25 protein-coding genes are annotated in these 24,056 nt (G+C 53.2%); 21 read left to right on the top strand and 4 right to left on the bottom strand.

What is annotated here, in order from left to right; all coding sequences use genetic code 11:
* The first annotated feature begins 1 nt into the window (after position 1).
* The 15 genes from HZU75_RS05915 to gspN all read left to right on the top strand — a co-directional run bounded on the left by HZU75_RS05915 (position 2) and on the right by gspN (position 13,750).
* Complete coding sequence (locus HZU75_RS05915) at positions 2-1,378, top strand: efflux transporter outer membrane subunit (protein WP_180308235.1); 1,377 nt, start codon at positions 2-4, stop codon at positions 1,376-1,378.
* Positions 1,379-1,463: 85 nt separating this feature from the next.
* Positions 1,464-2,096: a HugZ family pyridoxamine 5'-phosphate oxidase gene (locus HZU75_RS05910; RefSeq protein ID WP_180308234.1), complete on the top strand. Its 633-nt coding sequence runs from the start codon at positions 1,464-1,466 to the stop codon at positions 2,094-2,096.
* A 4-nt stretch (positions 2,097-2,100) separates the two neighbouring features.
* Positions 2,101-2,829, top strand: coding sequence for a two-component system response regulator RstA (gene rstA / locus HZU75_RS05905; protein WP_180308233.1), 729 nt, complete (start codon positions 2,101-2,103; stop codon positions 2,827-2,829).
* Between the two features lie 84 nt (positions 2,830-2,913).
* Positions 2,914-4,215, top strand: a complete 1,302-nt coding sequence (locus HZU75_RS05900) for an ATP-binding protein (RefSeq protein WP_180308232.1) — start codon at positions 2,914-2,916, stop codon at positions 4,213-4,215.
* Positions 4,216-4,367: 152 nt separating this feature from the next.
* Entirely contained in the window at positions 4,368-5,030 is a 663-nt protein-coding gene (locus HZU75_RS05895; RefSeq protein WP_180308231.1) for a hypothetical protein, read from the top strand.
* 93 nt (positions 5,031-5,123) lie between these two features.
* Complete coding sequence (locus HZU75_RS05890; RefSeq protein ID WP_180308230.1) at positions 5,124-5,930, top strand: trypsin-like serine peptidase; 807 nt, start codon at positions 5,124-5,126, stop codon at positions 5,928-5,930.
* Between the two features lie 62 nt (positions 5,931-5,992).
* On the top strand, positions 5,993-7,276 hold the full coding sequence (locus tag HZU75_RS05885; RefSeq protein ID WP_228028258.1) for a glutamate-5-semialdehyde dehydrogenase: 1,284 nt from the start codon (positions 5,993-5,995) through the stop codon (positions 7,274-7,276).
* Positions 7,276-7,551, top strand: a complete 276-nt coding sequence (locus HZU75_RS05880) for a chorismate mutase (RefSeq protein ID WP_180308228.1) — start codon at positions 7,276-7,278, stop codon at positions 7,549-7,551. The genes HZU75_RS05885 and HZU75_RS05880 overlap by 1 nt, the downstream gene beginning before the upstream one ends.
* A 10-nt stretch (positions 7,552-7,561) precedes the next feature.
* The gene (gene nadD, locus HZU75_RS05875; protein WP_180308227.1) at positions 7,562-8,188 is read left to right on the top strand and encodes a nicotinate-nucleotide adenylyltransferase; all 627 of its coding nucleotides are present in this window, start codon (positions 7,562-7,564) and stop codon (positions 8,186-8,188) included.
* A 10-nt stretch (positions 8,189-8,198) separates the two neighbouring features.
* Complete coding sequence (rsfS, locus tag HZU75_RS05870) at positions 8,199-8,585, top strand: ribosome silencing factor (RefSeq protein WP_180308226.1); 387 nt, start codon at positions 8,199-8,201, stop codon at positions 8,583-8,585.
* A gap of 171 nt (positions 8,586-8,756) precedes the next feature.
* Positions 8,757-9,683: a sulfate adenylyltransferase subunit CysD gene (cysD, locus tag HZU75_RS05865; RefSeq protein WP_180308225.1), complete on the top strand. Its 927-nt coding sequence runs from the start codon at positions 8,757-8,759 to the stop codon at positions 9,681-9,683.
* 177 nt (positions 9,684-9,860) lie between these two features.
* Positions 9,861-11,297, top strand: a complete 1,437-nt coding sequence (gene cysN / locus HZU75_RS05860) for a sulfate adenylyltransferase subunit CysN (RefSeq protein ID WP_180308224.1) — start codon at positions 9,861-9,863, stop codon at positions 11,295-11,297.
* 190 nt (positions 11,298-11,487) lie between these two features.
* Positions 11,488-12,540, top strand: coding sequence for a type II secretion system protein GspL (gene gspL, locus HZU75_RS05855; RefSeq protein ID WP_180308223.1), 1,053 nt, complete (start codon positions 11,488-11,490; stop codon positions 12,538-12,540).
* Positions 12,537-13,010 (top strand): type II secretion system protein M, encoded by a 474-nt coding sequence (locus tag HZU75_RS05850; protein ID WP_180308222.1) that lies wholly within the window; start codon positions 12,537-12,539, stop codon positions 13,008-13,010. Before gspL ends, HZU75_RS05850 begins: the two co-directional genes overlap by 4 nt.
* Entirely contained in the window at positions 13,007-13,750 is a 744-nt protein-coding gene (gene gspN / locus HZU75_RS05845; protein ID WP_180308221.1) for a type II secretion system protein N, read from the top strand. Before HZU75_RS05850 ends, gspN begins: the two co-directional genes overlap by 4 nt.
* Positions 13,751-13,818: 68 nt before the next feature.
* Here gspN and HZU75_RS05840 read toward each other — a convergent pair whose 3' ends face one another.
* From HZU75_RS05840 to HZU75_RS05825, 4 genes are all read right to left on the bottom strand, one after another.
* Positions 13,819-14,622 (bottom strand): hypothetical protein, encoded by an 804-nt coding sequence (locus HZU75_RS05840; protein WP_180308220.1) that lies wholly within the window; start codon positions 14,620-14,622, stop codon positions 13,819-13,821.
* Positions 14,623-14,736: 114 nt separating this feature from the next.
* Entirely contained in the window at positions 14,737-16,209 is a 1,473-nt protein-coding gene (gene gspE / locus HZU75_RS05835) for a type II secretion system ATPase GspE (protein ID WP_180308219.1), read from the bottom strand.
* 2 nt (positions 16,210-16,211) lie between these two features.
* On the bottom strand, positions 16,212-18,329 hold the full coding sequence (gspD, locus tag HZU75_RS05830; protein WP_180308218.1) for a type II secretion system secretin GspD: 2,118 nt from the start codon (positions 18,327-18,329) through the stop codon (positions 16,212-16,214).
* Positions 18,326-19,141, bottom strand: coding sequence for a type II secretion system protein N (locus HZU75_RS05825; RefSeq protein ID WP_180308217.1), 816 nt, complete (start codon positions 19,139-19,141; stop codon positions 18,326-18,328). Before HZU75_RS05825 ends, gspD begins: the two co-directional genes overlap by 4 nt.
* A gap of 233 nt (positions 19,142-19,374) precedes the next feature.
* Between HZU75_RS05825 and gspF the strand changes: the two genes are divergently transcribed.
* The 6 genes from gspF (at position 19,375) to gspK (ending at position 24,051) form a co-directional block, all read left to right on the top strand.
* The gene (gspF, locus tag HZU75_RS05820) at positions 19,375-20,577 is read left to right on the top strand and encodes a type II secretion system inner membrane protein GspF (protein ID WP_180308216.1); all 1,203 of its coding nucleotides are present in this window, start codon (positions 19,375-19,377) and stop codon (positions 20,575-20,577) included.
* Between the two features lie 192 nt (positions 20,578-20,769).
* Positions 20,770-21,186: a type II secretion system major pseudopilin GspG gene (gspG, locus tag HZU75_RS05815; RefSeq protein WP_180308215.1), complete on the top strand. Its 417-nt coding sequence runs from the start codon at positions 20,770-20,772 to the stop codon at positions 21,184-21,186.
* A 481-nt stretch (positions 21,187-21,667) separates the two neighbouring features.
* Entirely contained in the window at positions 21,668-22,195 is a 528-nt protein-coding gene (gene gspH, locus HZU75_RS05810) for a type II secretion system minor pseudopilin GspH (protein WP_180308214.1), read from the top strand.
* Complete coding sequence (gene gspI / locus HZU75_RS05805; protein ID WP_180308213.1) at positions 22,192-22,560, top strand: type II secretion system minor pseudopilin GspI; 369 nt, start codon at positions 22,192-22,194, stop codon at positions 22,558-22,560. Before gspH ends, gspI begins: the two co-directional genes overlap by 4 nt.
* Positions 22,541-23,167: a type II secretion system minor pseudopilin GspJ gene (gene gspJ, locus HZU75_RS05800; protein WP_180308212.1), complete on the top strand. Its 627-nt coding sequence runs from the start codon at positions 22,541-22,543 to the stop codon at positions 23,165-23,167. The genes gspI and gspJ overlap by 20 nt, the downstream gene beginning before the upstream one ends.
* A complete protein-coding gene (gene gspK / locus HZU75_RS05795; RefSeq protein ID WP_180308211.1) occupies positions 23,164-24,051 on the top strand; it encodes a type II secretion system minor pseudopilin GspK in 888 nt (295 codons plus the stop codon). The genes gspJ and gspK overlap by 4 nt, the downstream gene beginning before the upstream one ends.
* Positions 24,052-24,056 lie beyond the last annotated feature (5 nt).

The raw sequence follows: 24,056 nt of genomic DNA, 5'->3' as shown, positions 1-24,056 counted from the left end.
TATGCAATCAATTACTATCTCGCGAGCGGTCGGATCATTACTGTTGCTGGGCTTTCTGTCGGCCTGCGCAACGCCTGCTTGGGAAAAGCCTGCCGTGGAGCTGCCTGCGCAATGGCAGGCATCTGCGGTACAAAGCGCGGCTTTGCCAGTATCTGATCAGCAGTTTTGGGACGAATTTGCCGATACGCAATTGAGCGCGTTACAAGCGAGCGCTAAGGTGCGCAATGCCGATCTAGCACTGGCTGCCATTCGTTTACGCAAGGCTGGCTTTGCTGTTGAGAAAAGTGGTTTGGAGCGCTTGCCTGCTGTGTCATTGGGGCTAAATAAAGGTGCTTCTTGGGAGCTCGACCCACGCCGGTATCGCGGCGATTCCAGTAGCACCAACCTTGGCTTATCTTGGGAGGTCGATTTATGGGGCAAATTGGCTGATCAGCAGCAAGCAGCCCGTTGGCGTGAGCAGGCCGGCGCCGCCGAATTGCGTGCACTTCAGCAAACAATCTCGGCCAGCGTCGCAAATGCCTATTGGACTATTGCGCGCGATCAAGACGCCCTGCAGTTAGCCCAAGGTGATTTGCAACGTGCGCGTGAAACCCTTGCGATGGTTGAGCGCCGCTATGCGGCTGGCGTGGTTTCCGGTTTGGATGTTAATCAGGCGCGTAGTAGCGCCTTGCAGCAGGAAAACGCCTTCAATCAAGCCCAGTTAGCCTTGGCAAAAAGCCTGTGGCAGTTAGGTATTTTGCTTGATCAAACACCGGAATCCACTGCTGGTGTCGTGGCGGCCTTACCTGATCGTTGGCCAGCGATCCCCGCTGGCATCCCCGCCGAGGTCTTAGATCGTCGCCCAGACCTAGCTGCTGCAACGGCCAAATTACAAGCTAGTTTTGCCGATCAACAGATCACGCGTAAAAGCTGGTATCCCACTTTATCACTCACGGGGGGCTTGGGAACCAGTAGCCAGGATTTAGTCAATTTTATCGCCAACCCCGTGGCATCACTGGGGGCGGGTTTAGCCTTGCCATTTATTCAATTCAATGAAATGGCCATCGCCAAGAAATCCAGTGCTGCCGATTATGAAATGGCCGTCATCGAGTATCGGCAGAAGCTCTATACCGCGCTGCAAGAAGTTGAAATCGCGCTGGCTACTCAGGCGCAATTGCAAGCGCAATTGCCGCGGATGCAGGCGTTGAGTGCTGAAACACAGCGGGCAGAGCAGCAGACCCAGCTGCGGTACAGCGCAGGGGCATTGGCATTTGACGCCGTACTGAACGCGCAGGCGCGCCGACAAGCTGCAGAGCACGCTTTGTTGCAGCATCGCTATCAGATGGCGCTATCGAGTGTCGAAGTTTATAAAGCGCTCGGTGGTGCGCCGGCACAATAGCGTGCCAGCTCACTTTTTCCGCAGCAAGCCACGCCGTAGCGTGCTAATCCCGTTAAAATCTGCGCATTGATGGAGAGCGCTGATTATGTTTTGGCCTGAGGTAGTGGCATTAATCCGGCGGAGCCGTATGCTCGCGTTGGCGACAAATTCTGTCCAAATGGCGGGTTATCCGCATGTTTCCTGGTTACCCACCGTTGCCGATGAGGCGGGGAGGCCAATGCTGGTGATTAGTCGCTTGGCTGAGCATACGCATAATCTACAGCAAGACCAGCGGGTGAGTGTGCTGCTGCACGACGATGAAATGTCGCTCAACAAAGCACGATTAACGATTTGGGGTGATTTACAGCCTGCCAGCCTCGATGAGCTGCTCGCCGCACGCTGGGCGCGTTACAATCCAGAGTTGGCCAGCTGTTTGCAGATGAGCGATTTCTCGGTGTGGCGCTTGTGGCCGCGGCGGGCACGCTACATCGCCGGTTTTGGTCAGATGGGATGGGTAGAGGGCGACGCGTGGGAGTCCGCGCCAGCCCTGACGCTAGAGCAAGAGGCTCAATTGCTGGCTGAATATACGCCAATGCAGGCGCAGGCTTTGGTGGGCATTGATCTGGGCGGCTGCGATGTGTGGCGCGATGGGCGGGTACAACGCTATGAGTTTGCCGCGCCAGCGAGCGATCTGGTCGAACTTAAATTGGCTTTAGAACAATTATTGCAAGGAATCTAATCGAATGAGCACGCGTGTATTGTTTGTGGAAGATGATGCTGATCTGGCCGAATTGATCGGCGGCTTTTTACGCTCGTTTGAATTTTCGGTCGATGTCTTGGCTGATGGATTGGGGGTTATTGATAGCGTCAAAGCCAACCCACCAGAATTAATTTTGCTCGATATTATGCTGCCCGGCAAAGATGGCCTCACTTTATGCCGTGAGCTGCGCGAGTTTTACACCGGGCCGATTATTTTGCTGACCTCGCTCAATAGCGATATGAATCAGATTTTGGGCTTTGAAATTGGTGCTACCGATTATGTGGTGAAAACCACGCCACCTTCGGTTTTGTTGGCACGGATTCGCGCGCATTTGCGCCATGTAGGGCAAAAAGGTGCCGATTTGCTGGCAGCAGCTCCGGCGAAAGATCAATCGGTGCTCAATTTTGGTAAGTTGCAAATTGATGCGCGTAATCGTAGCTCGAAATATCGTGGACAACCCATGGGCTTGTCGACCAGTGATTTTGATTTGCTGTGGGAACTAGCCAGCCATGCCGGTGAAATCTTGAGCCGTGATCACTTGCTGAAAAAGCTGCGCGGCATTGAATACGATGGGCTCGATCGCAGTATGGATGTTGCCATTTCGCGCCTACGCAAAAAGCTGGACGATGATCCGCTCGACCCGCTAAAAATCAAAACCATCCGCAATAAGGGGTATCTGTTTGCAGCCGATATCTGGTGGCAGGAAGAATAATATACCCCCAGTTGTATTGGGCCGACCCATTAGCGCTGTGCTGATGGGTCTTTTTTTGCGCTACCCCACAACGACGGAATAGTTATGCGTCAGGTTTTTATACGTTTTTATCTCACCGTGGTGCTGTGCTTTCTTGCCTCGTCCTTGTTGATCGGTGGCTTGTATAAACAGATGATCGAGCGCACCAATCAACGCTATTTGAGCGATATGTTTCTCTCAACGGTGTCGCTGATCGAGAAAGAGCTTGGCGATTTGCCGCAGTCAATGTGGCATGACGAGGCCTCGCGCTTGCGGGGTAAATTGCCGGTACCGGTGGATATTGAGGCGCTCGATGCCTATGTGCTATCGGAAGAGAATCAGGCCGCTTTGCAGCGTGGTGACATTATTCTGCTCAAAGATCGTGGGCTGTATTTGCATCGCATCCACCAAACCAAGCAAATGGTCGTGCTGGGGCCGATTCCATTTTTGGAGTCGCTTGATGGTATTTCGTGGCCCGATGTTTTGGCGCTGGTGCTGATGTGCTTGGCTTTGGGTATTCCCACCTGGCTGTGGTTACGGCCATTTTGGCGTGACCTGATTCAAGTGATTCGGCAAAGCCGGCGCTTGGGAGCCGGTGATTTCACCGTACGAGTGAATGTGGACGATAGTTCGCCACTGGCGGCGCTGGGCTCAAACTTTAACCGGATGGCGCACGACGTAGAAGAGCTCACCGCGTCGCGCCGCGCCATGATTGATGCGGTATCGCACGATTTACGTACACCGCTGGCACGTTTGCGTTATCGGCTGGAAGCAATCAAAGCGGGGGCAAATAGCCAATCGCAAGTGGAAGGCATTGAGCGCGATTTGGGGCAAATCGATCAATTAATTGACGAATGGCTCACTATGTCTAGCCTAGATAGCCCGCAACTACGCATGGAAGCGCAACCGCTGGAGATCGTACCGTGGTTGCAGCGCTTATTAAGTGAATACACTTTGGATGGGGCTGAGCCCACATTTGAAAATACGACAGGACAAGTCAGCCCGCTGTTGGACGTAGATAGTTATTATTTTGGTCGTGCAGTGGGCAATTTGCTGTCCAATGCGCGGCGCTATGGCGGCAAACAAATTCACCTCACTCTGCTTTGGCAGGACGGTACGGCCACCTTACATATTGACGACAATGGTGAAGGCATTCCGGTTGAAGATCGGGCGCGGTTGTTACAACCCTTTACCCGTTTGGAGGGTAGCCGCAATAAAGCCACCGGCGGATTCGGCCTCGGGCTGGCGATTGTTGCGATGATTATGCGTGGCCATGGCGGCGCCGTTAGTATTCTCGATGCGCCGAGTGGCGGTGCGCGTTTGAGCCTGACGTGGCCTACGCCAATGCGCTCGGCGGATGTGCTGTAGCTTGTGTAGTAAGGTGTAGAAAAACTACGTACTTTCGGTTACACGTCATCACCAAGGCTGCATCGTGTCAAGCCGCACAAAGTCGCATAATCCGCCTCGTTGAAGTATTCGTGTTGAATACCGTTAAAAGAATTTATATCCGGAGTTTTAAGATGAACAAGGTTGCTGCTGGCGTTATCGCTACTGTATTTGCTGCTGCTTCAGTTTTTGCTGTTGCTGCTCCTGCTAAGAAAGCTTCTGCTGCTTCTGTAGCTTCTGCTGCTCAAAAAGCACAAGCTAAAAAAGCTTCTGCTGCTTCTGTAGCGTCTAAAGCTTCTGCTGCACAAAAAGCTCAAGCTAAAAAAGCTTCTGCTGCTTCTGTAGCGTCTAAAGCTTCTGCTGCTCAAAAAGCACAAGCTAAAAAAGCTTCTGCTGCTTCTGTAGCGTCTAAAGCTTCTGCTGCTCAAAAAGCTCAAGCTAAAAAAGCGTCTGCTGCTTCTGTAGCATCTAAAGCTTCTGCAGCTCAAAAAGCACAAGCTAAAAAAGCGTCTGCTGCTTCTGTAGCGTCTAAAGCTTCAGCTGCGCAAAAAGCACAAGCTAAAAAAGCTTCTGCTGCTTCTGTAGCGTCTAAAGCTTCTGCTGCTCAAAAAGCTCAAGCTAAAAAAGCTTCTGCTGCTTCTGTAGCATCTAAAGCTTCTGCTGCTCAAAAAGCTCAAGCTAAAAAAGCTTCTGCTGCTTCTGTAGCGTCTAAAGCTTCTGCTGCACAAAAAGCTCAAGCTAAAAAAGCTTCTGCTGCTTCTGTAGCATCTAAAGCTTCTGCTGCCGCTGCTAAATAATCTAGAATCTACTTCTAGCTTAGAGAAAAAGGACGGCTTGCCGTCCTTTTTTTATGCCTTATCGAATGGCCCAAGAATCAGGAGTACAGCGCGATGCGTGGCGTGAGTGTGTTGATTGGCTGCTTATTATTAAGCACAAATATTTGGGCGCAGGATGATGCGCAGGTGCAAAAAGAACGGCAGGCGCTATTTTTTGGGCGTGATGATCGAGTTAATATTCCCGCCCCGTATGCGGCACCTTATAACGCGATTGGCCGACTCGAAGTAAAATCAGGCGGTACTTGTACCGCTACATTGATCGCGCCCGATTTGGCGATTACGGCTGCTCATTGTTTTTTGATGTTGCCGCGCAAAATCGATGCTGGGCGCTGGTTTATGGCAGGCTTTCACGATGGAAAATATCAGGCGCGCTATCAGGTGACGGGGCAGGTCTTCCATCCCCGATTTCGCCAAGGGCTAAAGTATAAAGGCGATGATGTATATATCCAGCCTAGTGCCGCACCCTATGATATTGCATTGATCAAATTAAAGTTAAAAGATGGTGTTGCACCAGCGCCGATGGGCTTGTTTAGTGGCAATCGGCAGCAGTTGATGCAAACTATTTTGCGACAGAATCAACAAATCAATCAGGGCGGTTACGCGGAAGATCACGATACGATTTTATCTGCCCATTTGGGGTGTTCGCTGACTCAGTTGCGCAGCAATGGAACGATTTATCATCGCTGCGATACGTTGTCGGGTGATTCAGGATCTCCGATTTGGGTGGATCTGCCGATAGGGCCCACTCTGATCGCAGTGCAAAGCTCAGCGCCTGATTGGTTTAACCGCAAATTGGCTGATAACGTGGGTGTGACGGTTCTGCAATTGCCTACCGAGGCCAGCAAGTTGCTTGCTAGGTAAGAAACTTGCCCAAATCCGTTTCACGCATAGCTTAGTAAGCGATACAATGTGCTGATTCGATTATAAAAACAGCTCCGGAATTGAAAACGATGGATATTCAAGCTTACATGCAAACCGTCGGCCGCCAAGCGCGCGCCGCCAGCCGTGCGATGGCCAAGGCCAGCACCGGCGCAAAAAACGCAGCTTTGAATGCAATTGCCGACGCGATTGTGCGCGATGCGGCCAAATTGCTCGCGGCCAATGCACAAGATATGGCGCAGGCGCGGGCGGATGGTTTGGAGCCGGCATTGCTCGATCGTTTGCAATTCACGGATAAAACCATTGCCACGATGGCGCAAGGTTTGCGCGAAATGGTCGCGCTGCCCGATCCGATCGGCAATATGGGTGATTTCAAATACCGCCCAAGCGGCATTCAGGTCGGCAAAATGCGCGTTCCATTGGGCGTGATCGGCATTATTTATGAAGCACGTCCAAACGTAACGGCCGATGCGGCTGGCCTGTGTATCAAATCGGGCAATGCCACAATTTTGCGTGGCGGTCGCGAGGCGTTTCACTGTAATCAGGCGATTGCGGCCTGTGTGAAAGAAGGCCTCGCTGCGGCGGGTTTGCCAGAAACCGCAGTGCAAATCATCGAAACGCCAGATCGCGCCGCTGTGGGCGAGCTGATTACGATGAGCGAGTTTGTCGATGTCATCGTGCCACGCGGTGGCAAAGGCCTGATCGAGCGCATTTCGCGTGACGCGCGCGTGCCAGTGATCAAGCACTTGGATGGTATTTGCCATGTATATATCGACGACGAAGCCGACCCAGCCAAAGCGATTCGCATTGCGGATAACGCCAAAACGCATCGCTATGCGCCATGCAATACGATGGAGACGTTGTTGGTGAACGAAAACGTGGCTGAAGTGATTTTGCCGGAAATTGCCGCAATCTACCGCGAAAAAGGCGTTGAAATGCGGGGCTGTACAGCCACACAGGCAATTCTGACAGATGCGATTGCCGCGACCGAAGAAGATTGGCGCACCGAATACCTCGCGCCGATTATTTCAATCCGCGTGGTGAGCGACATCGATCAGGCGATGGATCACATCAATACCTACGGTAGCCATCACACCGATGCGATTGTCACCGAAAACTACACCAAGGCACGCCAATTCCTGCGTGAAGTTGATTCCGCTTCGGTGATGGTCAATGCCTCAACGCGTTTTGCCGATGGTTTTGAGTATGGTTTGGGCGCCGAGATTGGCATTTCAACCGATAAAATCCACGCCCGTGGCCCGGTAGGTCTCGAAGGCCTGACCAGCGAGAAATGGATCGTATTGGGTGACGGTGAGGTGCGTGCCTAATGAGTGTCCCCGTAGAACTCCTCGCTTTGCGCGAGCAAATTGACGCGCTCGATCAGCAACTGTTTAGTGTGCTGGCCGAGCGTTTCAAAGTCACCGCGCAAGTGGGGCAATTAAAAAAGCAGCATCAATTGCCAGCGCAAGACGCCACCCGCGAAGCGCAGCAATTGGAAAAAACCGCTGCACTAGCGGCGCAAACTGGGCTCGATCCTGACTTTGCCCAGCGCTTGCAACGCTTAATTCTGGACGAGGTCGTGGCGCAGCATAAATTGTGCTGAGCCTAATTTGATGCAGAAAATCGGCATCTTTGGTGGCACGTTTGACCCGATTCATTACGGGCACCTCGAATTGGCGCGCTGTATGCGTGATCAATTACAGCTGGCTGAAGTGCGTCTGATTCCGACTGGATTGCCGCCGCATCGCGCCATGCCGCCAGTCAGCCCGCAACAGCGTTTTGACTGGGTGAAGGTGGCAATTACTGGCGAAGCGGGCTTGATTGCCGACGATAGGGAAGTATGCCGCAAGGGGTATTGCTATACAGTCGATACACTGACTGAGCTGCAGCAAGATACCCCTAATGCTTTACTGGTGTGGCTGATTGGCGCTGATTCGTGGCTGAATTTAAATCGCTGGCACCGCTGGCGCGAGCTGCTCGACATCGGGCACTTGCTGATTGCGGCGCGGCCAGACTATGCTTTTGAAGGGTTAAGCCCTGATTTATCAGAAGAATTTGCCAATCGGTCTGTAATTGCCAACACCGACACGCTGTCTCGGGGTAAAATCAGCCTATTATCAAGCCCACTTATGCCTGTTTCGTCCACTTTAGTGCGGGAAATGCTCGCACGTGGGGAAGATGTTTCAGCACTCACCCCTGTTTGGCGACAACTAGAAAGCAGTGGGCTTTACCGTTTTTGAAGGAAATACAATGAATGAAACTTTAATCGCGATGCGCGATATTGCTGTTAATGCTCTGGAAGACATCAAAGCCAAAGAAATCCAAGTACTTGATACGTCAAAACTGACGGATCTGTTTGAATGCATGATCGTCGCCACCGGCGACTCAAACCGCCAAGTGCGTGCACTGGCCAATAATGTGGCCGTTGATTTGAAAGCCAAAGGCTATGAAATCATGAGCACCGAAGGTGAAGAGACCGGCGAGTGGGTGCTGGTCGATGCCGGTAGCCTCGTTGTGCACGTGATGTTGCCTGCGGTACGCGATTATTATGATCTGGAACAATTGTGGGGCGGCCAAAAACCAACCTTCAATCCAATGGGCCGCGCATGGTCGGCAGCCAATACGGTTGATGATTAATTGTCAGTGATTTAAGCAATGGCGGCGATGGGTGGAGTAACCCTCAGCCGCCATTGCTATTTCATGGGTCGGATTTTTTCGATCTATGGATATAGCCAGACGTTCTTTTGAATCGCGGAATTTCACCGTAAATTCCGTATCTATTGATTTTATGCACTAAAAGTCCACGCCATGAATACCTTGTCCGAAGCACGGCTGACGCATCTGAAGCAGCTTGAAGCCGAATCCATCCACATCATCCGTGAAGTGGCTGCCGAATTTGAAAACCCCGTCATGTTGTACTCAATTGGTAAAGATTCAGCCGTGATGCTGCATCTGGCCAAAAAAGCCTTTGCACCGGGCAAGCCACCGTTTCCATTGATGCACGTGGATACGACGTGGAAATTCCAAGACATGTACAAGCTGCGCGATAAACAGATCGCCGATGGCTGGAATCTGATCACGCATGTGAATCAGGAAGGCGTTGCCGCCGGTATCAATCCGTTTACTGCCGGTTCGGCCAAGCACACCGACGTAATGAAAACCGAAGGCTTGAAACAAGCTTTGAACAAATACGGTTTTGACGCCGCTTTCGGTGGCGCGCGCCGTGACGAAGAAAAATCTCGCGCCAAAGAGCGCGTGTATTCATTCCGCGATAAAAACCATCGTTGGGACCCAAAAAACCAGCGTCCAGAGCTGTGGAACATTTACAACTCGAAAGTCGATAAAGGCGAATCGATTCGCGTATTCCCGATTTCGAACTGGACTGAGCTCGATATCTGGCAATACATCTATCTCGAAAATATCGAAATCGTACCGCTGTATTTCTCGGCTGAGCGTGAAGTGGTGAATTACAACGGCACGACCGTGATGATCGACGACGATCGCATCTTGCAATACCTAACACCAGAGCAAAAAGCGACCATCGAGAAAAAATGGGTACGCTTCCGTACGCTGGGCTGCTACCCGCTGACGGGCGCGGTGGAATCGAAAGCAACGACGCTGCCAGAAGTGATTCAGGAAATGCTGTTGGCGACCACATCCGAGCGCCAAGGCCGTGCCATTGACCATGATTCAAGTGGCTCGATGGAGAAGAAAAAAATGGAAGGCTACTTCTAAGGTAAGCCTACTGCGCAAGCCCAATACGGCGTCGTGCGCTCCTCGCAATGCTCATGGACTTCATGTCCATTCCGCTTGCTTGCGGTGCTACTCCTTGTCTTTGGCTTGCTCGCTACGGCCTTGAATTGAGTGATTTATTCAAGGTACGCAATAAATAATTGAGATTGGAAGAACACAATGTCAAATCAATCAGAACTCATTGCCAGCGATATTCTGGCGTACCTCAAGCAGCACGAAAACAAAGACATGCTGCGCTTTATTACTTGCGGCAATGTGGATGACGGTAAATCGACCTTGATCGGCCGTTTGCTGCACGACTCAAAACTGATTTTTGATGATCACCTCGCGGCGATTCAGAAAGACAGTAAGAAATTTAACACCACCGACCAAGAAATCGACTTGGCGTTGCTGGTCGATGGTCTGCAAGCCGAGCGCGAGCAGGGCATTACGATCGACGTGGCGTATCGCTACTTCAGCACTGAAAAACGCAAATTCATCATCGCCGACTGCCCGGGCCACGAGCAATACACACGCAATATGGCAACGGGTGCTTCAACGTCGGATTTGGCGATTATCCTGATCGACGCGCGCTACGGCGTGCAGACGCAAACGCGTCGCCACAGCTTTATCGTGTCGCTGCTTGGCATCAAGCACGTGATCGTTGCAGTGAACAAAATGGACTTGGTTGATTTCAGTGAAGCGCGCTACAACGAAATCCGCGCGCAATATCTGGAATTTGCTAAGGATTTGAACATCAGCGATATCCGCTTTGTGCCGCTGTCGGCGCTGCGTGGTGATAACGTGGTGAACGAATCAGACAAAACGCCATGGTACGAAGGCGAAACGCTGATGGGCTTGCTGGAAAGCGTGCAAATCAACAAAGACGCCAAGCTCGATGCATTTCGCCTGCCAGTCCAGTACGTGAATCGCCCCAATCTGGATTTCCGTGGCTTCTGCGGCACGATTGCGGCGGGCCATGTCTTGCCAGGTGATGAGATTGTCGCGCTGCCATCAGGCAAAAAATCGAAAGTCAAAGCGATTGTGACGTATGAAGGCGAGCAAACCGTGGCGTTTTCTGGTCAAGCCATCACGCTGACGCTGGAAGACGAAATTGATATTTCGCGTGGCGATATGATTGTCCGCGCGCAAGACCCGCAACCGCATGTCGGTAGTGCATTTGACGCGCACGTGGTGTGGATGAACGAAGCGCCGTTGGTCGTTGGCAAGGAGTATATTGTCAAACTCGGCGGTAAACAGTGCTTTGGGCGAGTTACCTCCATCCAGTATCGTATCGATGTGAATAGCTTGGAGCAGCTGAGCGTTTCAGAATTGAAACTGAATGAAATCGCTCTGGTGCGTTTCGAGCTGACCGCGCCGATCGCCTACGACAAATACAGCGAATGCCGTGGCACAGGTAATCTGATCGTGATCGACCGCCTGAGTAACGCGACCATCGCTGCGGGTATGATCGTTGCACCCGCCGAGGCGAGTGCAGGCAGCGCTGATTTGGACGAATTAAGCCGCCTGCGCGCATTTGAAGCCGATCTGAATGCGCTGGTGCGCAAGCATTTCCCACACTGGGGCGCAAAAGACATTCGTGATTTATTGAAATAATTTCGCGATCTAATCGTAAAAACGGCAGCCAAGGCTGCCGTTTTTTTATGTGTGCGCGATGAAATTGCGGCAATTGCGCTTATTTTGCCGATTAAGAGTGATTACGGTTTAAATCGTCATCATTTTGACGGCACAATAGCAGGCTAGTGATTTTGATCGCGGTGCTGGGCGCCGCAGCAACAGGAATGACATGGTGCAGAATGTTTCCCGGGTAGTGGTGCGGCTGCAAACAGCCCCACTGGCCGTCTTAGATTGGCTGGCTTTTGACGCCAACGGCGCGCAATGTGCACATGGCGTAGCGAATAGCTTGGCTCAGCCATGGCCAAATACGCCTCAGCTTGAGCTGGCTATCCCCGCAGCATGGTTGACGGCGCATCGTATTGCGCTACCGAAAGTGGGCGAAAAGCAGCGCCAGCAATTGATCGCGCAAGCGCTTGAAGATCGCGTGCTTGGCCCTTTAAGTGACTACCAATGGCTAGCCAGTCCACCACAGCAGGGCATCAGCCAAGTGTGGGTATTGCCATTGGCAAAACTCGCCCAGCTGCAGACTTGGGCAAGCCAGCATCAACTGAGTTTTCAGCGCTGGATTCCCGAGTTCGCCTTATTGCCAGCGGGGGATTGTGTGGCACCCGCCGCGCAGGGATTGATCGCACGTTGTGCTGATGAGTTGATCTGGCTGGCGGATGAAACTGAGCTGCTAGCCTTGCCCGCATTGCAAGGGCTCGGCGTACTCAGCAACACGCAGTTGTTGGCGCCAGACGCGACAACGATGAGTTTTTATCGTGGCAAGAAAGCCGGGGTATCAATCCAGACATTATGGAAAGATTGGCGTTGGTGTGTATATCTGGCAGGGGTATGTATTGCTTTGGCTTTATTGGGCATGGTTCTGCAGTGGCGAACGCTGGCGCAGCGCGAAACCGCTCTACGACAGGAAATTCGCCAAACCTTTGCCAGCTTGTACCCCGGTGTACCCATTGTTGACCCCATATTGCAGTGGCAAAGTCTGCAAAAGCAGGGCGCACAAACTAATAGCGGTGATGCTCTGGAATTGTTATATCGAGCAGCCGGGCAATTGGCTGGTGAACTTAGCGCGGAAAGTATTACCGTTAAAGCCGGTAAAGTCAGCTTGATTTTACCGGCTGCACAAGGCAATAAACTGCTAAGCCAATTGAATGCCCAAGGCGCCAAAGTACAAAGTAATACCTTGCCTGATGGCCGTATGAATCTGGAGTTGCAGCCATGAGCCAAACCCTAATGTCACAAGCCCAAGCCTATTGGCAAGCGCGCAGCCCACGCGAGCGTCGGGTATTACAAATCTGGCTCGTGATTATGAGCTGCGCTGCACTGTATTTTGCCGTGTACGCGCCACTCAGTAAGGAAATAAACCGGCTTAATCGTGCCGTGCCATTGCTAGAAAGCCAATTGATGGCTTTGCGCGGTAGCAAACCGGAAGTCGTGGCAGTAAAGCCTGCGGCGGCCCAGCAGGATTTGCGCTCGGCGGCTTTCGCTTGGCTAAGCGCCAAAAAAATCAGTGCCGACGTTCGCTCGCTAAGTGCAACGCAGCTTGAGCTGCGCGCCACGCTGCCAACGGTGCGCGAAGCAGTTAGCGTGGCGCAAACTTTGCGCAGTGAGCTCGCTGCCAAAGTGAGCACGGTTCAAATCAAATCAGATGCACAAGGCACTTCCTTGCTGCTGGTACTGGAGCGATCATGAGCCGTTTAAATCAATGGATGTTCAGCCTAGCCATCGCAGCCGCTTTGCTGCTGATTTTGCTAGTGCGGATGCCGGTTGCCAGTTTGCAGGCTGTACTGCCCAGTTCGGTGTCGCTGGTGCAAACCAGTGGCACGCTGTGGGATGGCGGGGCCAGTGCGCTAGGCCTGGAAGGTGTGGCGATTCAGCAAAATCTGCGCTGGCAATTTGAGCCCAAAGCCTTGCTGGCTGGCCAGCTAGCCTGGCAACTCAACGGCCAAGCGGCGGGTGGTGATGCTGCTAGCCAAGCGCGTTTGGTGCTAGGGGTACGCGGCGCAGCACTCGAAAACGTCGATGTCACGTTGCCGCTCGAAGGCGTATTGCGCACGATTCCCAAAATCGCCAGCTGGGGCTTGGGTGGCACTGCACAATTGCGCAGCGCGCGCTTGTCTAAGCAGGCTGGCGACAGCGCCGAGCTAACCCTAGATCCGCTGTTTAGTCCGCTGGTCCCATCGCTTAGCCCGCTGACCACACTGCGCGCCAATCTGGTGATGAATGAAGGCGGAGCGAATTGGACCATCAGCCCACTGGGAACTAGCGCCATCGCCGTACAAGGGCAGGGTGCCTTGCAATGGCTAGCTGGCGGGCGTGTCAGTAGCCAAGGCGAAATCACTCTGCAGCCAGATGAAAAAGTAAAACAACAGCTCGCGCCGCTATTGCTGCAAATTCCGGCTACGGCCAATGGGTATCAGATTCGGTTTTGATGGTGTTTAAAGTTAAGTAATCCAAAATCATGCGGGGCAGAAAGCCCCGCATTCCTTGCATGCGGATCTTAAGGCTTGGTGCCTACAAACAGGACGCCATCGGTTCTCGTTGCGTTCGGTGCAACAGCGTACAGGCGTTTTTGGCTGGCATCAAAGTAGCTAATGCCTGTGAGGGTTTGATTTGGGAATAAGCATGGCGATGCGCCAAATTTTAAGCTGACATCGTAGGCATTGCTGTCGGTGCGAGGCGTAATATTGCCTGTTATCGTGCAGCCTGTTGTGGTCCCCGTGCCATTGATCACCCCTGAGTTTGAAATACTAACGTTGGCACCTTCCGTACCTGCTGACGTCGTTACGTCCCCAGCGTAAGTACCCGTGACCGTAGCAAGGCTAGGGCTTACTTCAAAATCAGTACTGTATGAACTGCTATAAGTGCTCGTGGCGTAGCTTGATGTTGGATAGCTCACCGAGCCGTTGAATGAGCCTTTAGTCACAACTGTGCTTGTGATTTTCGCATCAAGTACGCCTGCGCCTTCCAGATTGAAATCCTTGGCGTTGCTCGATGTAAAGGTATTCCCACTGATCGAGCCATTTCCTTGGACAACGCCTGCAATAATATTGGCATTATTTCTGCGCGAATATAAAACGTAAAAACTGCCGTTTGGTAAGATCAAACCGGTTAGGGTTCGATTAACATCGCTTACGCCTTTCCATAGTCCCGCTGCAGAGATATTCGGTGCCGGCGTACTGGTCGGTATCGCTGTAGGAGAGGCTGTCGGCGCTGCTGCGCTCAGCGTTGAAGCAGAATTTCCGCCGCCGCCTCCACCGCAGGCAGCGAGTATTACAGAGAGCGAGATAATTGTTTTTTTCATGGTCATTCCAAGTATTTCAGGTTAATTCTTGGGTTAAATTACCCGATTAGAATTATGCCTGTAATTAATTGGAAGTTATTCATTTGGTCTTTACTTAAATCAACCTCGGTCGATTTAAGTTGCTCGCGTAATTCTAAGCATCTCCTCCACACTCGTTACCCCTTCCAAAACCCGCAGTGCGGCGTCTTGGCGCAGGCTATGCATGCCTAGCGTTTCGGCATGAGCACGAATGTCTTGCTCGTTGGCCGAGTTGTGGATTTGCGTGCGCATGACTTCATCAACGATCAGCAATTCGTGAATGCCGGTGCGGCCACGGTAGCCGGTGTGGGCGCAAGCGGGGCAGCCGACGGGGCGATACAGCGTAATACGTTGGTTAGTATCAGTTCCAAGCTCAATTAATTCATCTTCTGTGGCGCTATACCCCTGCTTGCAGCTTGGGCAGAGTGTGCGCACCAAGCGCTGTGCCAGTACACCGATGGTCGACGAGGCGAGCAGGAATGGCTCGATGCCCATATCCACCAGCCGCGTGATCGCGCTGCTGGCGTCATTGGTGTGGAGTGTGGCGAGCACCAAATGGCCGGTGAGCGAGGCTTGCACCGCGATTTGCGCGGTTTCTAGGTCGCGAATCTCGCCGATCATAATCACATCGGGGTCTTGGCGCAGGATGGCGCGCAGGGCGCGGGCGAAGCTCATCTCGATGCGCGGGTTCACCTGAGTTTGGCCAATGCCGTCCAGATCGTATTCGATCGGGTCTTCCACCGTCATGATATTGCTGTTTTTGGCATCCATGCTGCCCAGCGCCGCGTACAAGGTGGTGGTTTTACCTGAGCCAGTCGGGCCGGTGACCAGCACTATGCCGTGTGGTGCGGCGAGCAGGCGGTTCAATTCATTCAGCGTTTTTTCGCCCATGCCCAGCTTGGCTAGCTCCAAGCGGCCTGCCGATTTATCGAGCAAACGCAGCACGGCGCGCTCACCATGACCCGTTGGTAAAGTCGAAACCCGCACGTCCACTGGGCGGCCGGCGATGCGTAGATTAATACGGCCATCTTGCGGTAGGCGTTTTTCGGCAATGTCGAGACCTGCCATCACTTTAATGCGCGACACCAGCGCGGCGTGCAGCGCGCGATTGGGCTCGATCACATCACGTAGCGCGCCATCGACGCGATAGCGCACCACTGAGCGGGTTTCAAATGGCTCGATATGCACGTCGGACGCGTTTTCGCGCAGTGCCTCGGTGAAGATCGCGTTGATCAGCCGAATTACTGGCGATGATTCTTCGGCCTCCATCAAATCTGATACTTCGGGCATATCCTGAATCAGCCGTGCCAGATCGGCGGATTCCTCAATATCGTCCACCAAATTGGCCGCGCCACCTTGGTTCGCGCCAAAGCGCTGGTTGAGTAGTTCGTCAAATTCGGCTGGGCTGACACTGTGTAATTTGCTATCGGCTAATTGGCGACGCACTTCGCCCACGGCGGCAAAATGCCCTCCAGCTCGCAGGTAAATCGGCGTAACGCCGTGCTGCGGCTCGCCGTCAAGCACGCCAAATTCACGCGCATAGCTATAAGATACGATGCTCTGACTCATGGTTATTTCTGCGCAGCAGGTTGGGTATTGCTCGGTAGACTAGGAACAGCCTTGTTTTCTGGTGAATACACCGATGAGCCAGCTTCTGGCAATTTCGCGGGTAATTGCACTTTGGGCAAATCTTGCAAGAACCAATGCTCGCCCACTTTGTATTCACCTTGCTGATTGCGTAGATACTGGTAGCGATCATTCGATAGGCTAAAGTTCGAGCCTGCATCTTTGATCAGCACCGGGCGCAGGAAGATCATCAGATTCACTTTTTGGTAGCTGCGGTTCTCATATTTAAACAATTCGCCAATCACAGGCAGATCGCCCAAACCTGGCACTTGATTGCCGGTATTAGATAAACGATCTTCGATCAGGCCACCGAGCACCACAATTTGCCCATCATCGACCAACACTTTGGTTTCAATCGTCCGTACCTTGGTGGCCAAGCCTGCGCCATTGGTATTGACGGTGTTATCAATGCCCGACACTTCTTGGAATACATTCAGGGTAATCACGCCGCCTTCCGAGACCTGCGGGCGTACTCGTAGCTTGATACCGATGTCTTTACGCTCAACGGTGACAATCGGGTTGGGGTTGCCGCCAACTGGCGCCTGCGAGCCGGTGATGATTGGAATATTCTGGCCAACGGTGATTTTGGCTTCTTCGTTATCGAGCATCAGCAAATTGGGCGTCGACAAGACATTACCGTTGCCGCTGCTTTGTAATGCTGAGGCAATCAGCCCCAGCGAAGCGGTGCCATCGCGGGGGTCGCCGTTAAAGATGCCCATGGTTAAGCCCATCGGCACCGCTGCAGGCGTTTTATTGATAATGGCGGTGGCGATATTGCCGATGGTATTGCTGCCTGTGGCGATATTGCTAACCCCGCCCGCACCGATCTTGTCGTTGCCACCGGCCACAATCCATTGAAAACCAAACTCGGATAATTTGGATAAATTTACCTCAGCGATCATCGCCTCGACGTAAATCTGGCTGCGACGCACGTCCAGCTTGTCGATGACCGCGCGTAGATTGTTATAGATATTCTGCGGTGCAGTAATAATCAGCGAGTTGGTCACGCTATCGGCTTGCACGCGCACGGTGGCGCCCGCCACTTGTACCGTGGTTGAGCTGCTGGTGGCCGCAGGGGATGAATTATTAAAACCCGATTGCTGTGCGTTGTTGGTGTTGTTATTGGCGGTATTGTTTGTGCTCGGCGTTGGGCTGCTGCTGTCTTCCTGCCCGGTTAGCAAGCCTTTGAGCGTGCTGGCCAGCTTGGCCGCTTCGGCATTGCGCAGGTAAATCACATTGATGCTGCTGTCGTTGGTGGCCGCCTCATCCAGTTGCGCCACCAGTGCGCGCAATTGCGAGGTTTGCGCTGCATTAAGCGCTCGAATCATCAAGCGATTGCCACGCGGGTCGGGCACGACAATCGAGCGACGTACGCCATCGGGCGCGGGAATCGCGCTGGCGCTATTTTGTACGCTGACCTCGGGCATCAAACGAGCGATGTTTTGTGCCACATCCAGTGCCGAGGCGTGTTCGAGTTTTAGCGTGAAAATCTCGCTATTTTTTGGCTGATCGATATTGTCGATAATGCGCGCAAGGCGGCGCACATTGTCGGCGTAGTCGGTAATCACAATGGTATTGCTGGTGCCCGATTGATACGCGCTAATCAGGCTGTTTGGTGTGGCCAGCGGGCGCAGCATGGTGGCCATCTGGTTGGCGCTTTCATTATTTAGATTAAAAATCTGCGTAATGATTTGCTCGCCATTTGCATCTTGCCCGCGTACCAGTGTTTTATTGCTCAGCGATTTGCTATCGGCTTCGGGCTGGATTTTCACCGCGCCATTGCTTTGTACGGTGGAAAAACCCGCTTGGCGCAATGCCGATTGCAAAATCGGATAGACCAGCTCTTTGGATACCGGCTGCGTTGACACAATATTAATTGTGCCTTTAACGCGTGGGTCGAGAATGAAGTTTTTGCCGGTGATCAGGCTAATGGCTTTGACCGTGGTTTCGATGTCGGAATTCACAAAATTGAGCATCACTTTGTCGTCGCCAGCGGCAAACACCGCGCTGCAAAGTAGAGTGCTAAGGAGTGAGCTGATCAGGGCTTGCTTAATGATTTTCATGGATTCACGGTATAGCTAAGAGTTTGCTGTTGATCTTGGCGCGTAATCTGCACCGACAATTGATTTTGCTGGCTAAAGGCGGCGTACAGCAGCGATATGTCATCGAGTTTATTGAGCGTGCGGCCATTGACCGCTTTAATGACATCGCCATCGCGCAGTTGCAGCACTTGCGCCAATTGCTGCTCGCTGGCGCGCTCAACCGCAATCCCGCCAGCCGCACTGGTGCCAAGGCCTTTGCTCCAGTTGGCCAGATTACCACCTTGTAATACACCGGTGAGCTGGCCGCGAGTGAGGGTGATGGCGGCCGGACTATTCACGGAGGCAGCGACATTGCCCTGGGGTATAGCCGCATTAGCAATGGCTGAATTGGCCTGCGCAGTAATACCTGATGCATTGAGGTAAACCTTGCGTTGCTGGCCATTGAGTTCGAGCACAATATGATCAGCGTTGGCCGCAACCAGTTTGCCGTATTGGCCAGCCTCGCCACCGAGCTTGACCGCCACGGCGCTGGCTTCCAGCCCGTCAATAATCGCCACGCCATTGCGGCCAGAAATCAGCGCGCGCAGGCTGAGATTGCTCGCTTCGGCGGCGACGTTGCTGCTGCCGCCTTGATTAAATAAGCGCGCCACGCTATCAGGGTCTAGTTGGTGCTGGCTCGGCGCTGCGTGCGGTAAACGCAGCGCGCGGGCGGGTTGAGTAGGGGCAAGCAATTGCCAGATTAAGCCCGCCAGTAGCCACAATAGCAGCAAGGCCAGCGCAGTTTGGCCAAGGCGCGGTAGCCATTGGCGTTGAAATTTGGGTATGAAAAGCATAATTCTCGATCATCGCCGGGGCGAGGCTGAGCTAGGTTAGCAAGCGAATAAGGGTATGGCTGTCTTTATTTACGGTTTAACGCTGTCACTTCCTGTCATATCAAAATGATTTTGCCATAGAATGTGGGCATTGAAGCACAGTTAGATGACTTCAATATGGCACGCACGACAAATTGAAATTATTTTGACCCCATAATGTCATTTTTCAGCTTTTTACAGCGATCCTAGCTTCTGTGACTGCCTTTCGTTATCAAGCCATCGCCGCTACGGGCGGCAAACCTCAATCTGGTCGGATCGATGCTGAATCGTTGCGACACGCCCGCAGTTTATTGCGCGAGCAAGGTTGGCATGTGCTGCAAATTGCCGTCGCCAGCGGCGAGAGCAATGCTGCGCAGCGGATTCGTTTATCCAGCCAGCAGCTCGCCACGCTGACGCGGCAGTTTTCGGCGCTGCTCGATGCCGGTCTCACCATTGATGAATTGCTGGTGGTGCTGGCCGAGCAAGCCGATCAGCCCAAAGCACAGCAAATTTTGGCCGGGCTACGTCAGGACGTGATGGCGGGTATGCCGCTGTCGCATGCGATGGATCAATTTCCGCGCGTTTTCCCCTTGCTGTATCGCACCTTGGTCAAAGCGGGTGAAGAGTCGGGCAAGCTGGCTGGCGTGATGCAGCGCTTGGCCGATTATCTGGAAGCGCGCGGCGAGCTCAATAGCAAAATAGCACTGGCGTTTATTTACCCAGCGGTGGTGATGCTGGTGTCAGCCTTGGTGATTTTGGGCATGCTGACCTGGGTAGTGCCGCAAATGGTGCAGGTGTTTGAGTCAGCCAAGCAGACGCTGCCATTCTTGACCCGCGCACTGCTGTGGACCAGTGCCGCGATTAGCTCGGCAGGGATCTGGGTGGCGCTGGCCTTGGCTTTAGCCGGGGTGGCCGCGTATTACGCCTTGCAAAAGCCCGAGCTGAAATTTCGCTTTCACACGTGGCGTTTAACATGGCCGGTGCTGGGTTATCTGGATCGCATCGCCAATACGGCACGCTTTGCCAGCACCTTGGCGATTCTGGTTGGTAGCGGCGTGCCGCTACTCAAATCGCTCGACGCCGCCGAAGGCGTGATGAGTAATCTGAAATTACAAGCCGCCGTTGGCGAAGTGGCCGCGCAAGTGCGCGAAGGGGTAAGCCTCGCCCGCGCGATGAAATCAGCCAATGAATTTCCGCCATTATTATTACATCTGGTCGCCAGCGGTGAAGCCACCGGCCGCCTCGCACATATGCTTGATCGTGCGGCGATTGAACAAACCAAAGAACTCGATCGCAAAGTCACCGCCTTTACCAGTCTGCTCGGCCCAGTGATGGTGCTGGTGATGGGCGCGGTGGTGATGATGATTGTGTTGGCGATTCTGTTGCCGGTGTTTGAAATGAACCAGTTGGTGAAGTGATTGGCTGCTGCGCCTGTGCATTTTGCTGCTGGGCGGTGCTCGGCATCCTCATGTACTTGATGTACATTCCGGTGCCTGCGCTCCGGCCATCGGCAAACTGCTTTGGCTCGCTAGCAAATCTAAAGTGTTGCAGTATTTGATTACAGACTAATTATATTGTTGTTTATGGGGCTATACCCCGATGGAGTAATAATGAAGAAAAGCCGTGGTTTTACCTTGATTGAAATTTTGGTGGTCGTGTCGATCTTGGCGATTTTGGGCGCGCTGATCGTGCCTAAAATCATGAATCGCCCCAACGAAGCGCGGATTGTGGCGGCCAAGCAGGATGTGTCGGCGATTATGGCGGCATTGAAACTGTATAAATTGGATAACGGTCGCTATCCGACCACCGAGCAAGGATTGAAAGCACTGGTGGCTAAACCCCAAACCGAACCAGTACCTGCCAATTGGAAAAGCGGCGGCTATCTGGAAAAAGCCCCGAAAGACCCGTGGGGTGCGGATTATGTGTATCTGAACCCGGGTGCGCATGGTGAGATTGATGTGCTCAGCTATGGCCCGGATGGGCAGGCGGGGGCGCCTGAAACGCAAATTGGCTCGTGGCAGCAATAATTTTTGCTACTGCGAAGCGCAAATCCGGCGTTATGCCTGCGGGGAAAAATTCTCATTTACTGGAGTAAATTCCGGTTTTTCTCCTCGGCATGCCTTGGCTTTGCACTTCTCGCTACGCGAAAATGGCCTGCCGTCGCTGTGGTAGCTCAGGCGAGCCGAAGGCCTTAGCCAATTTTTGGTGATGCACAAAGTCGGATAACGCTGCGCTCATCCGACCTACTTTGTTGATTGAGCTCCGCTCGTCGGTCTAGGGCTTTAAATCCCCTGTCGCCCATCGCCGAGGAAGTGGAGCGAGACAAACAGTTTGACCGTTTGGTTCGCGACCAACCGAGGGAAGCCCGGAGGGCCGCAGGCGGGGGGGCGTAGCTCGATGCTTACTTTCTTTGGGGATTGAATATAAAAAATCCCAAAGAAAGGTAGTCCCCGTCGCGGATTGCGACTGTAAAGAGCTGTGCCGAAGGCACTAATTTAAAATGGTTTCATGAGCGTTAATTTGATACACCTTCGCCCACAATCCGGCTTCACCCTGCTCGAAATCCTCGTCGTCACGGCGATTATTTTGATTGCCACTAGCTTTGTGGCGTTCAAATTTAATCGTGGCAGCGGTGTGCCCGAAGCAGCGGAACGGCTGGTGCTGCAGTTTGAAGCCGCGCGGGATGAAGCCGTAGCCAAGGGGCACTTGCTGGCGTGGACTAGCGATGGGGCTGCCTACCAATTCTGGGTGCAAACCGAGCGGCTGGAGTGGGAGCCGATTAGTAATAATGATGCCCTACGCAGCACACGGCTCGCCGACGAGGTGCGCATTAGCGCGCAAAGCGTCAATCAGCAGGCACGACCATTGGGCGAGCGGGTGTTGTTTCCCAGTGATGGGGTGATTGAGCCGTTTGTGATTGAATTGCAGGGCGGCGAGCAAAAGCTGCGCGTGGTGGCTGATGTGATGGGGCGCTTTGCGCTCGATGATGGTCGCAGCCCAGTGCCAGCCTCGGGCGTGCCGCAGGTCGCGCCATGAAAATATCACGCGGCTTTACACTGATTGAGGTCTTGATTGCACTGGCGGTGCTGGGTATTACGCTGGCGGCAGCAGCACGCTTGGTGATTGGCAGTACCGATACACTAATCGATTACCGTACGCGTACCTTGGCAAGCTGGGTGGCGAGTAATCTGGTGAATCAAAATCTGGCGCAGCGCGCCTTTCCGGAGACCGGCTCGACGCAGGGCAATGTCGAGCAAGGTGGCGAGCAGTTTATTTACCGGATGAATGTCAGCCCCACCCCAAATTACAGCTTTCGTCGAATCGAAGTGGCGGTGATGGCCGCTAAACAGCCCGATTATGTGCTCTCGCTACAGGTGTTTTATGCCGCAAAAGCAGAGTAATGCCATGTGGGCTAATTCCAGATTGGCTTTGCAGTCTATACCCCGCATTAAATTTGTATCTGGTTTTACGCTATTGGAAATTTTGGTGGCGCTGACCATCTTTGCGTTGATGAGTTTAATTACCTACCGTGGGGTGAGTATGGTGATTGATACGCGCAGCGCTGTGGTCAGTGAAACTCAATATTGGCGCGAGCTGACGCTGGCATTTGAGCGCATCGAAAACGACCTGAGCCAGCTAGCGCCGCGGCCGTGGCGTGATGCCAACGGCGCGCTGCAAGCCCCGTTGCGCAGCGTGAGTAGTGTGCAAGTGCCGCAAGGGCTGGAATTTATCCGTTTTGACGCCAATCGTGCCCCGTTACACGGCGTGTATGAATGCCGCGCGCAAAGTTTGCAGCTCAAGCTGTATCCCCGCCCTGATCTGGCCGCAGAGGACACGCCGGTTGTGCATGTGCTGCTTAACAATCTAAGCCAATGCGAGCTGGCTTTTCTGGATCAAAATAATCAATGGTTGCCCACTTGGGCTGTTGCTAACATGCGGCCACGGGCGATACGCGTGCGTGTGGCGCAGCGTAGTGGCAGTTACGAACGGGTGTTTCTAATTCCATGATGGCGCATTGCAAATCTCGCCAAGCGGGCGTCGCGATTATTGCCGTACTGATGGTGGCCGCCCTAGTTGCCTCAGTGGGTGGTTTACTCATGCTGCGTCAGCAACGTGCTTTGCAGCAGCTGGAAATTCGTAAAGATACCGCCGAGGCCCGTGCTGCAACATGGTCGGTGCTGCAATTGGTGCGGCTGACCTTGCGTGATGATGCCCGGCAAGGCCTGCCGGATCATTTATTAAAGCCGTGGGCGATTCCGATCCCGGAAATGAAGGTTGAAAATGGCGGGCTTAGCGGTCGGCTAATTGAGCTAAATGGGCGCTTTAATCTGAATAATTTGCTAAGCCCAGATGGCAAAATTGATGAGCTGGGTTTGGCTGCCTACCGGCAGTTGCTGCTTAATCTGGGCTTGCCAGCGCAACTGGCCGATGCACTGGAAGCGCATTGGCGCCAGCAGCAGGGCAAACGTGCGGTGGTACCTCAGCCTTTACTCGAACTTAACGAATTAGCCCAACTGAGCGGGTATAATGCCGCCGTCTTGCAAACGCTGGAGCCCTACGTGGTGGCTTTGCCGGCCCGTTCCAGTATGAATGTCAATTTTGTCTCGGCCGAAGTGTTAGCAGCTTATCTGCCAAAGCTGGGGGTATCGCGCGCTGAGCAAGTGCTGGCAAAGCGTAGGAACAAATACTTTGCAAGTACGGATGAGTTTTTAGAGCAACTGCCCGCTGAGCTGCGCGCGGAAGTACCGCGTGAGCTTTGGGGGGTGAAAAGCAGTTTTTTCTGGGCAGATATGGGCGCGCGCTTTGGCGTTGTGCTATTGCAGCACCGCGCTTTGCTTGACCGTTCCAAATCCGAACTGCCCACCGTGTTGTGGATGCGGCGGGTGTATTAGCCAAG

The sequence above is a fragment of the Chitinibacter fontanus genome, from assembly GCF_013423785.1.
In the GTDB taxonomy this organism is placed as follows: Bacteria; Pseudomonadota; Gammaproteobacteria; order Burkholderiales; family Chitinibacteraceae; genus Chitinibacter; species Chitinibacter fontanus.
Note: the sequence above shows the minus strand (reverse complement) of the source record. Positions and strands in the feature narration are given on the sequence as shown.

Coding starts and splice junctions, on each gene's coding strand:
- HZU75_RS05915 (WP_180308235.1), top strand. CDS start 2: ATGCAATCAATTACTATCTCGCGAGCGGTCGGATCATTACTGTTGCTG.
- HZU75_RS05910 (WP_180308234.1), top strand. CDS start 1,464: ATGTTTTGGCCTGAGGTAGTGGCATTAATCCGGCGGAGCCGTATGCTC.
- rstA (WP_180308233.1), top strand. CDS start 2,101: ATGAGCACGCGTGTATTGTTTGTGGAAGATGATGCTGATCTGGCCGAA.
- HZU75_RS05900 (WP_180308232.1), top strand. CDS start 2,914: ATGCGTCAGGTTTTTATACGTTTTTATCTCACCGTGGTGCTGTGCTTT.
- HZU75_RS05895 (WP_180308231.1), top strand. CDS start 4,368: ATGAACAAGGTTGCTGCTGGCGTTATCGCTACTGTATTTGCTGCTGCT.
- HZU75_RS05890 (WP_180308230.1), top strand. CDS start 5,124: ATGCGTGGCGTGAGTGTGTTGATTGGCTGCTTATTATTAAGCACAAAT.
- HZU75_RS05880 (WP_180308228.1), top strand. CDS start 7,276: ATGAGTGTCCCCGTAGAACTCCTCGCTTTGCGCGAGCAAATTGACGCG.
- nadD (WP_180308227.1), top strand. CDS start 7,562: ATGCAGAAAATCGGCATCTTTGGTGGCACGTTTGACCCGATTCATTAC.
- rsfS (WP_180308226.1), top strand. CDS start 8,199: ATGAATGAAACTTTAATCGCGATGCGCGATATTGCTGTTAATGCTCTG.
- cysD (WP_180308225.1), top strand. CDS start 8,757: ATGAATACCTTGTCCGAAGCACGGCTGACGCATCTGAAGCAGCTTGAA.
- cysN (WP_180308224.1), top strand. CDS start 9,861: ATGTCAAATCAATCAGAACTCATTGCCAGCGATATTCTGGCGTACCTC.
- gspL (WP_180308223.1), top strand. CDS start 11,488: ATGGTGCAGAATGTTTCCCGGGTAGTGGTGCGGCTGCAAACAGCCCCA.
- HZU75_RS05850 (WP_180308222.1), top strand. CDS start 12,537: ATGAGCCAAACCCTAATGTCACAAGCCCAAGCCTATTGGCAAGCGCGC.
- gspN (WP_180308221.1), top strand. CDS start 13,007: ATGAGCCGTTTAAATCAATGGATGTTCAGCCTAGCCATCGCAGCCGCT.
- HZU75_RS05840 (WP_180308220.1), bottom strand. CDS start 14,622: ATGAAAAAAACAATTATCTCGCTCTCTGTAATACTCGCTGCCTGCGGT.
- gspE (WP_180308219.1), bottom strand. CDS start 16,209: ATGAGTCAGAGCATCGTATCTTATAGCTATGCGCGTGAATTTGGCGTG.
- gspD (WP_180308218.1), bottom strand. CDS start 18,329: ATGAAAATCATTAAGCAAGCCCTGATCAGCTCACTCCTTAGCACTCTA.
- HZU75_RS05825 (WP_180308217.1), bottom strand. CDS start 19,141: ATGCTTTTCATACCCAAATTTCAACGCCAATGGCTACCGCGCCTTGGC.
- gspG (WP_180308215.1), top strand. CDS start 20,770: ATGAAGAAAAGCCGTGGTTTTACCTTGATTGAAATTTTGGTGGTCGTG.
- gspH (WP_180308214.1), top strand. CDS start 21,668: ATGAGCGTTAATTTGATACACCTTCGCCCACAATCCGGCTTCACCCTG.
- gspI (WP_180308213.1), top strand. CDS start 22,192: ATGAAAATATCACGCGGCTTTACACTGATTGAGGTCTTGATTGCACTG.
- gspJ (WP_180308212.1), top strand. CDS start 22,541: ATGCCGCAAAAGCAGAGTAATGCCATGTGGGCTAATTCCAGATTGGCT.
- gspK (WP_180308211.1), top strand. CDS start 23,164: ATGATGGCGCATTGCAAATCTCGCCAAGCGGGCGTCGCGATTATTGCC.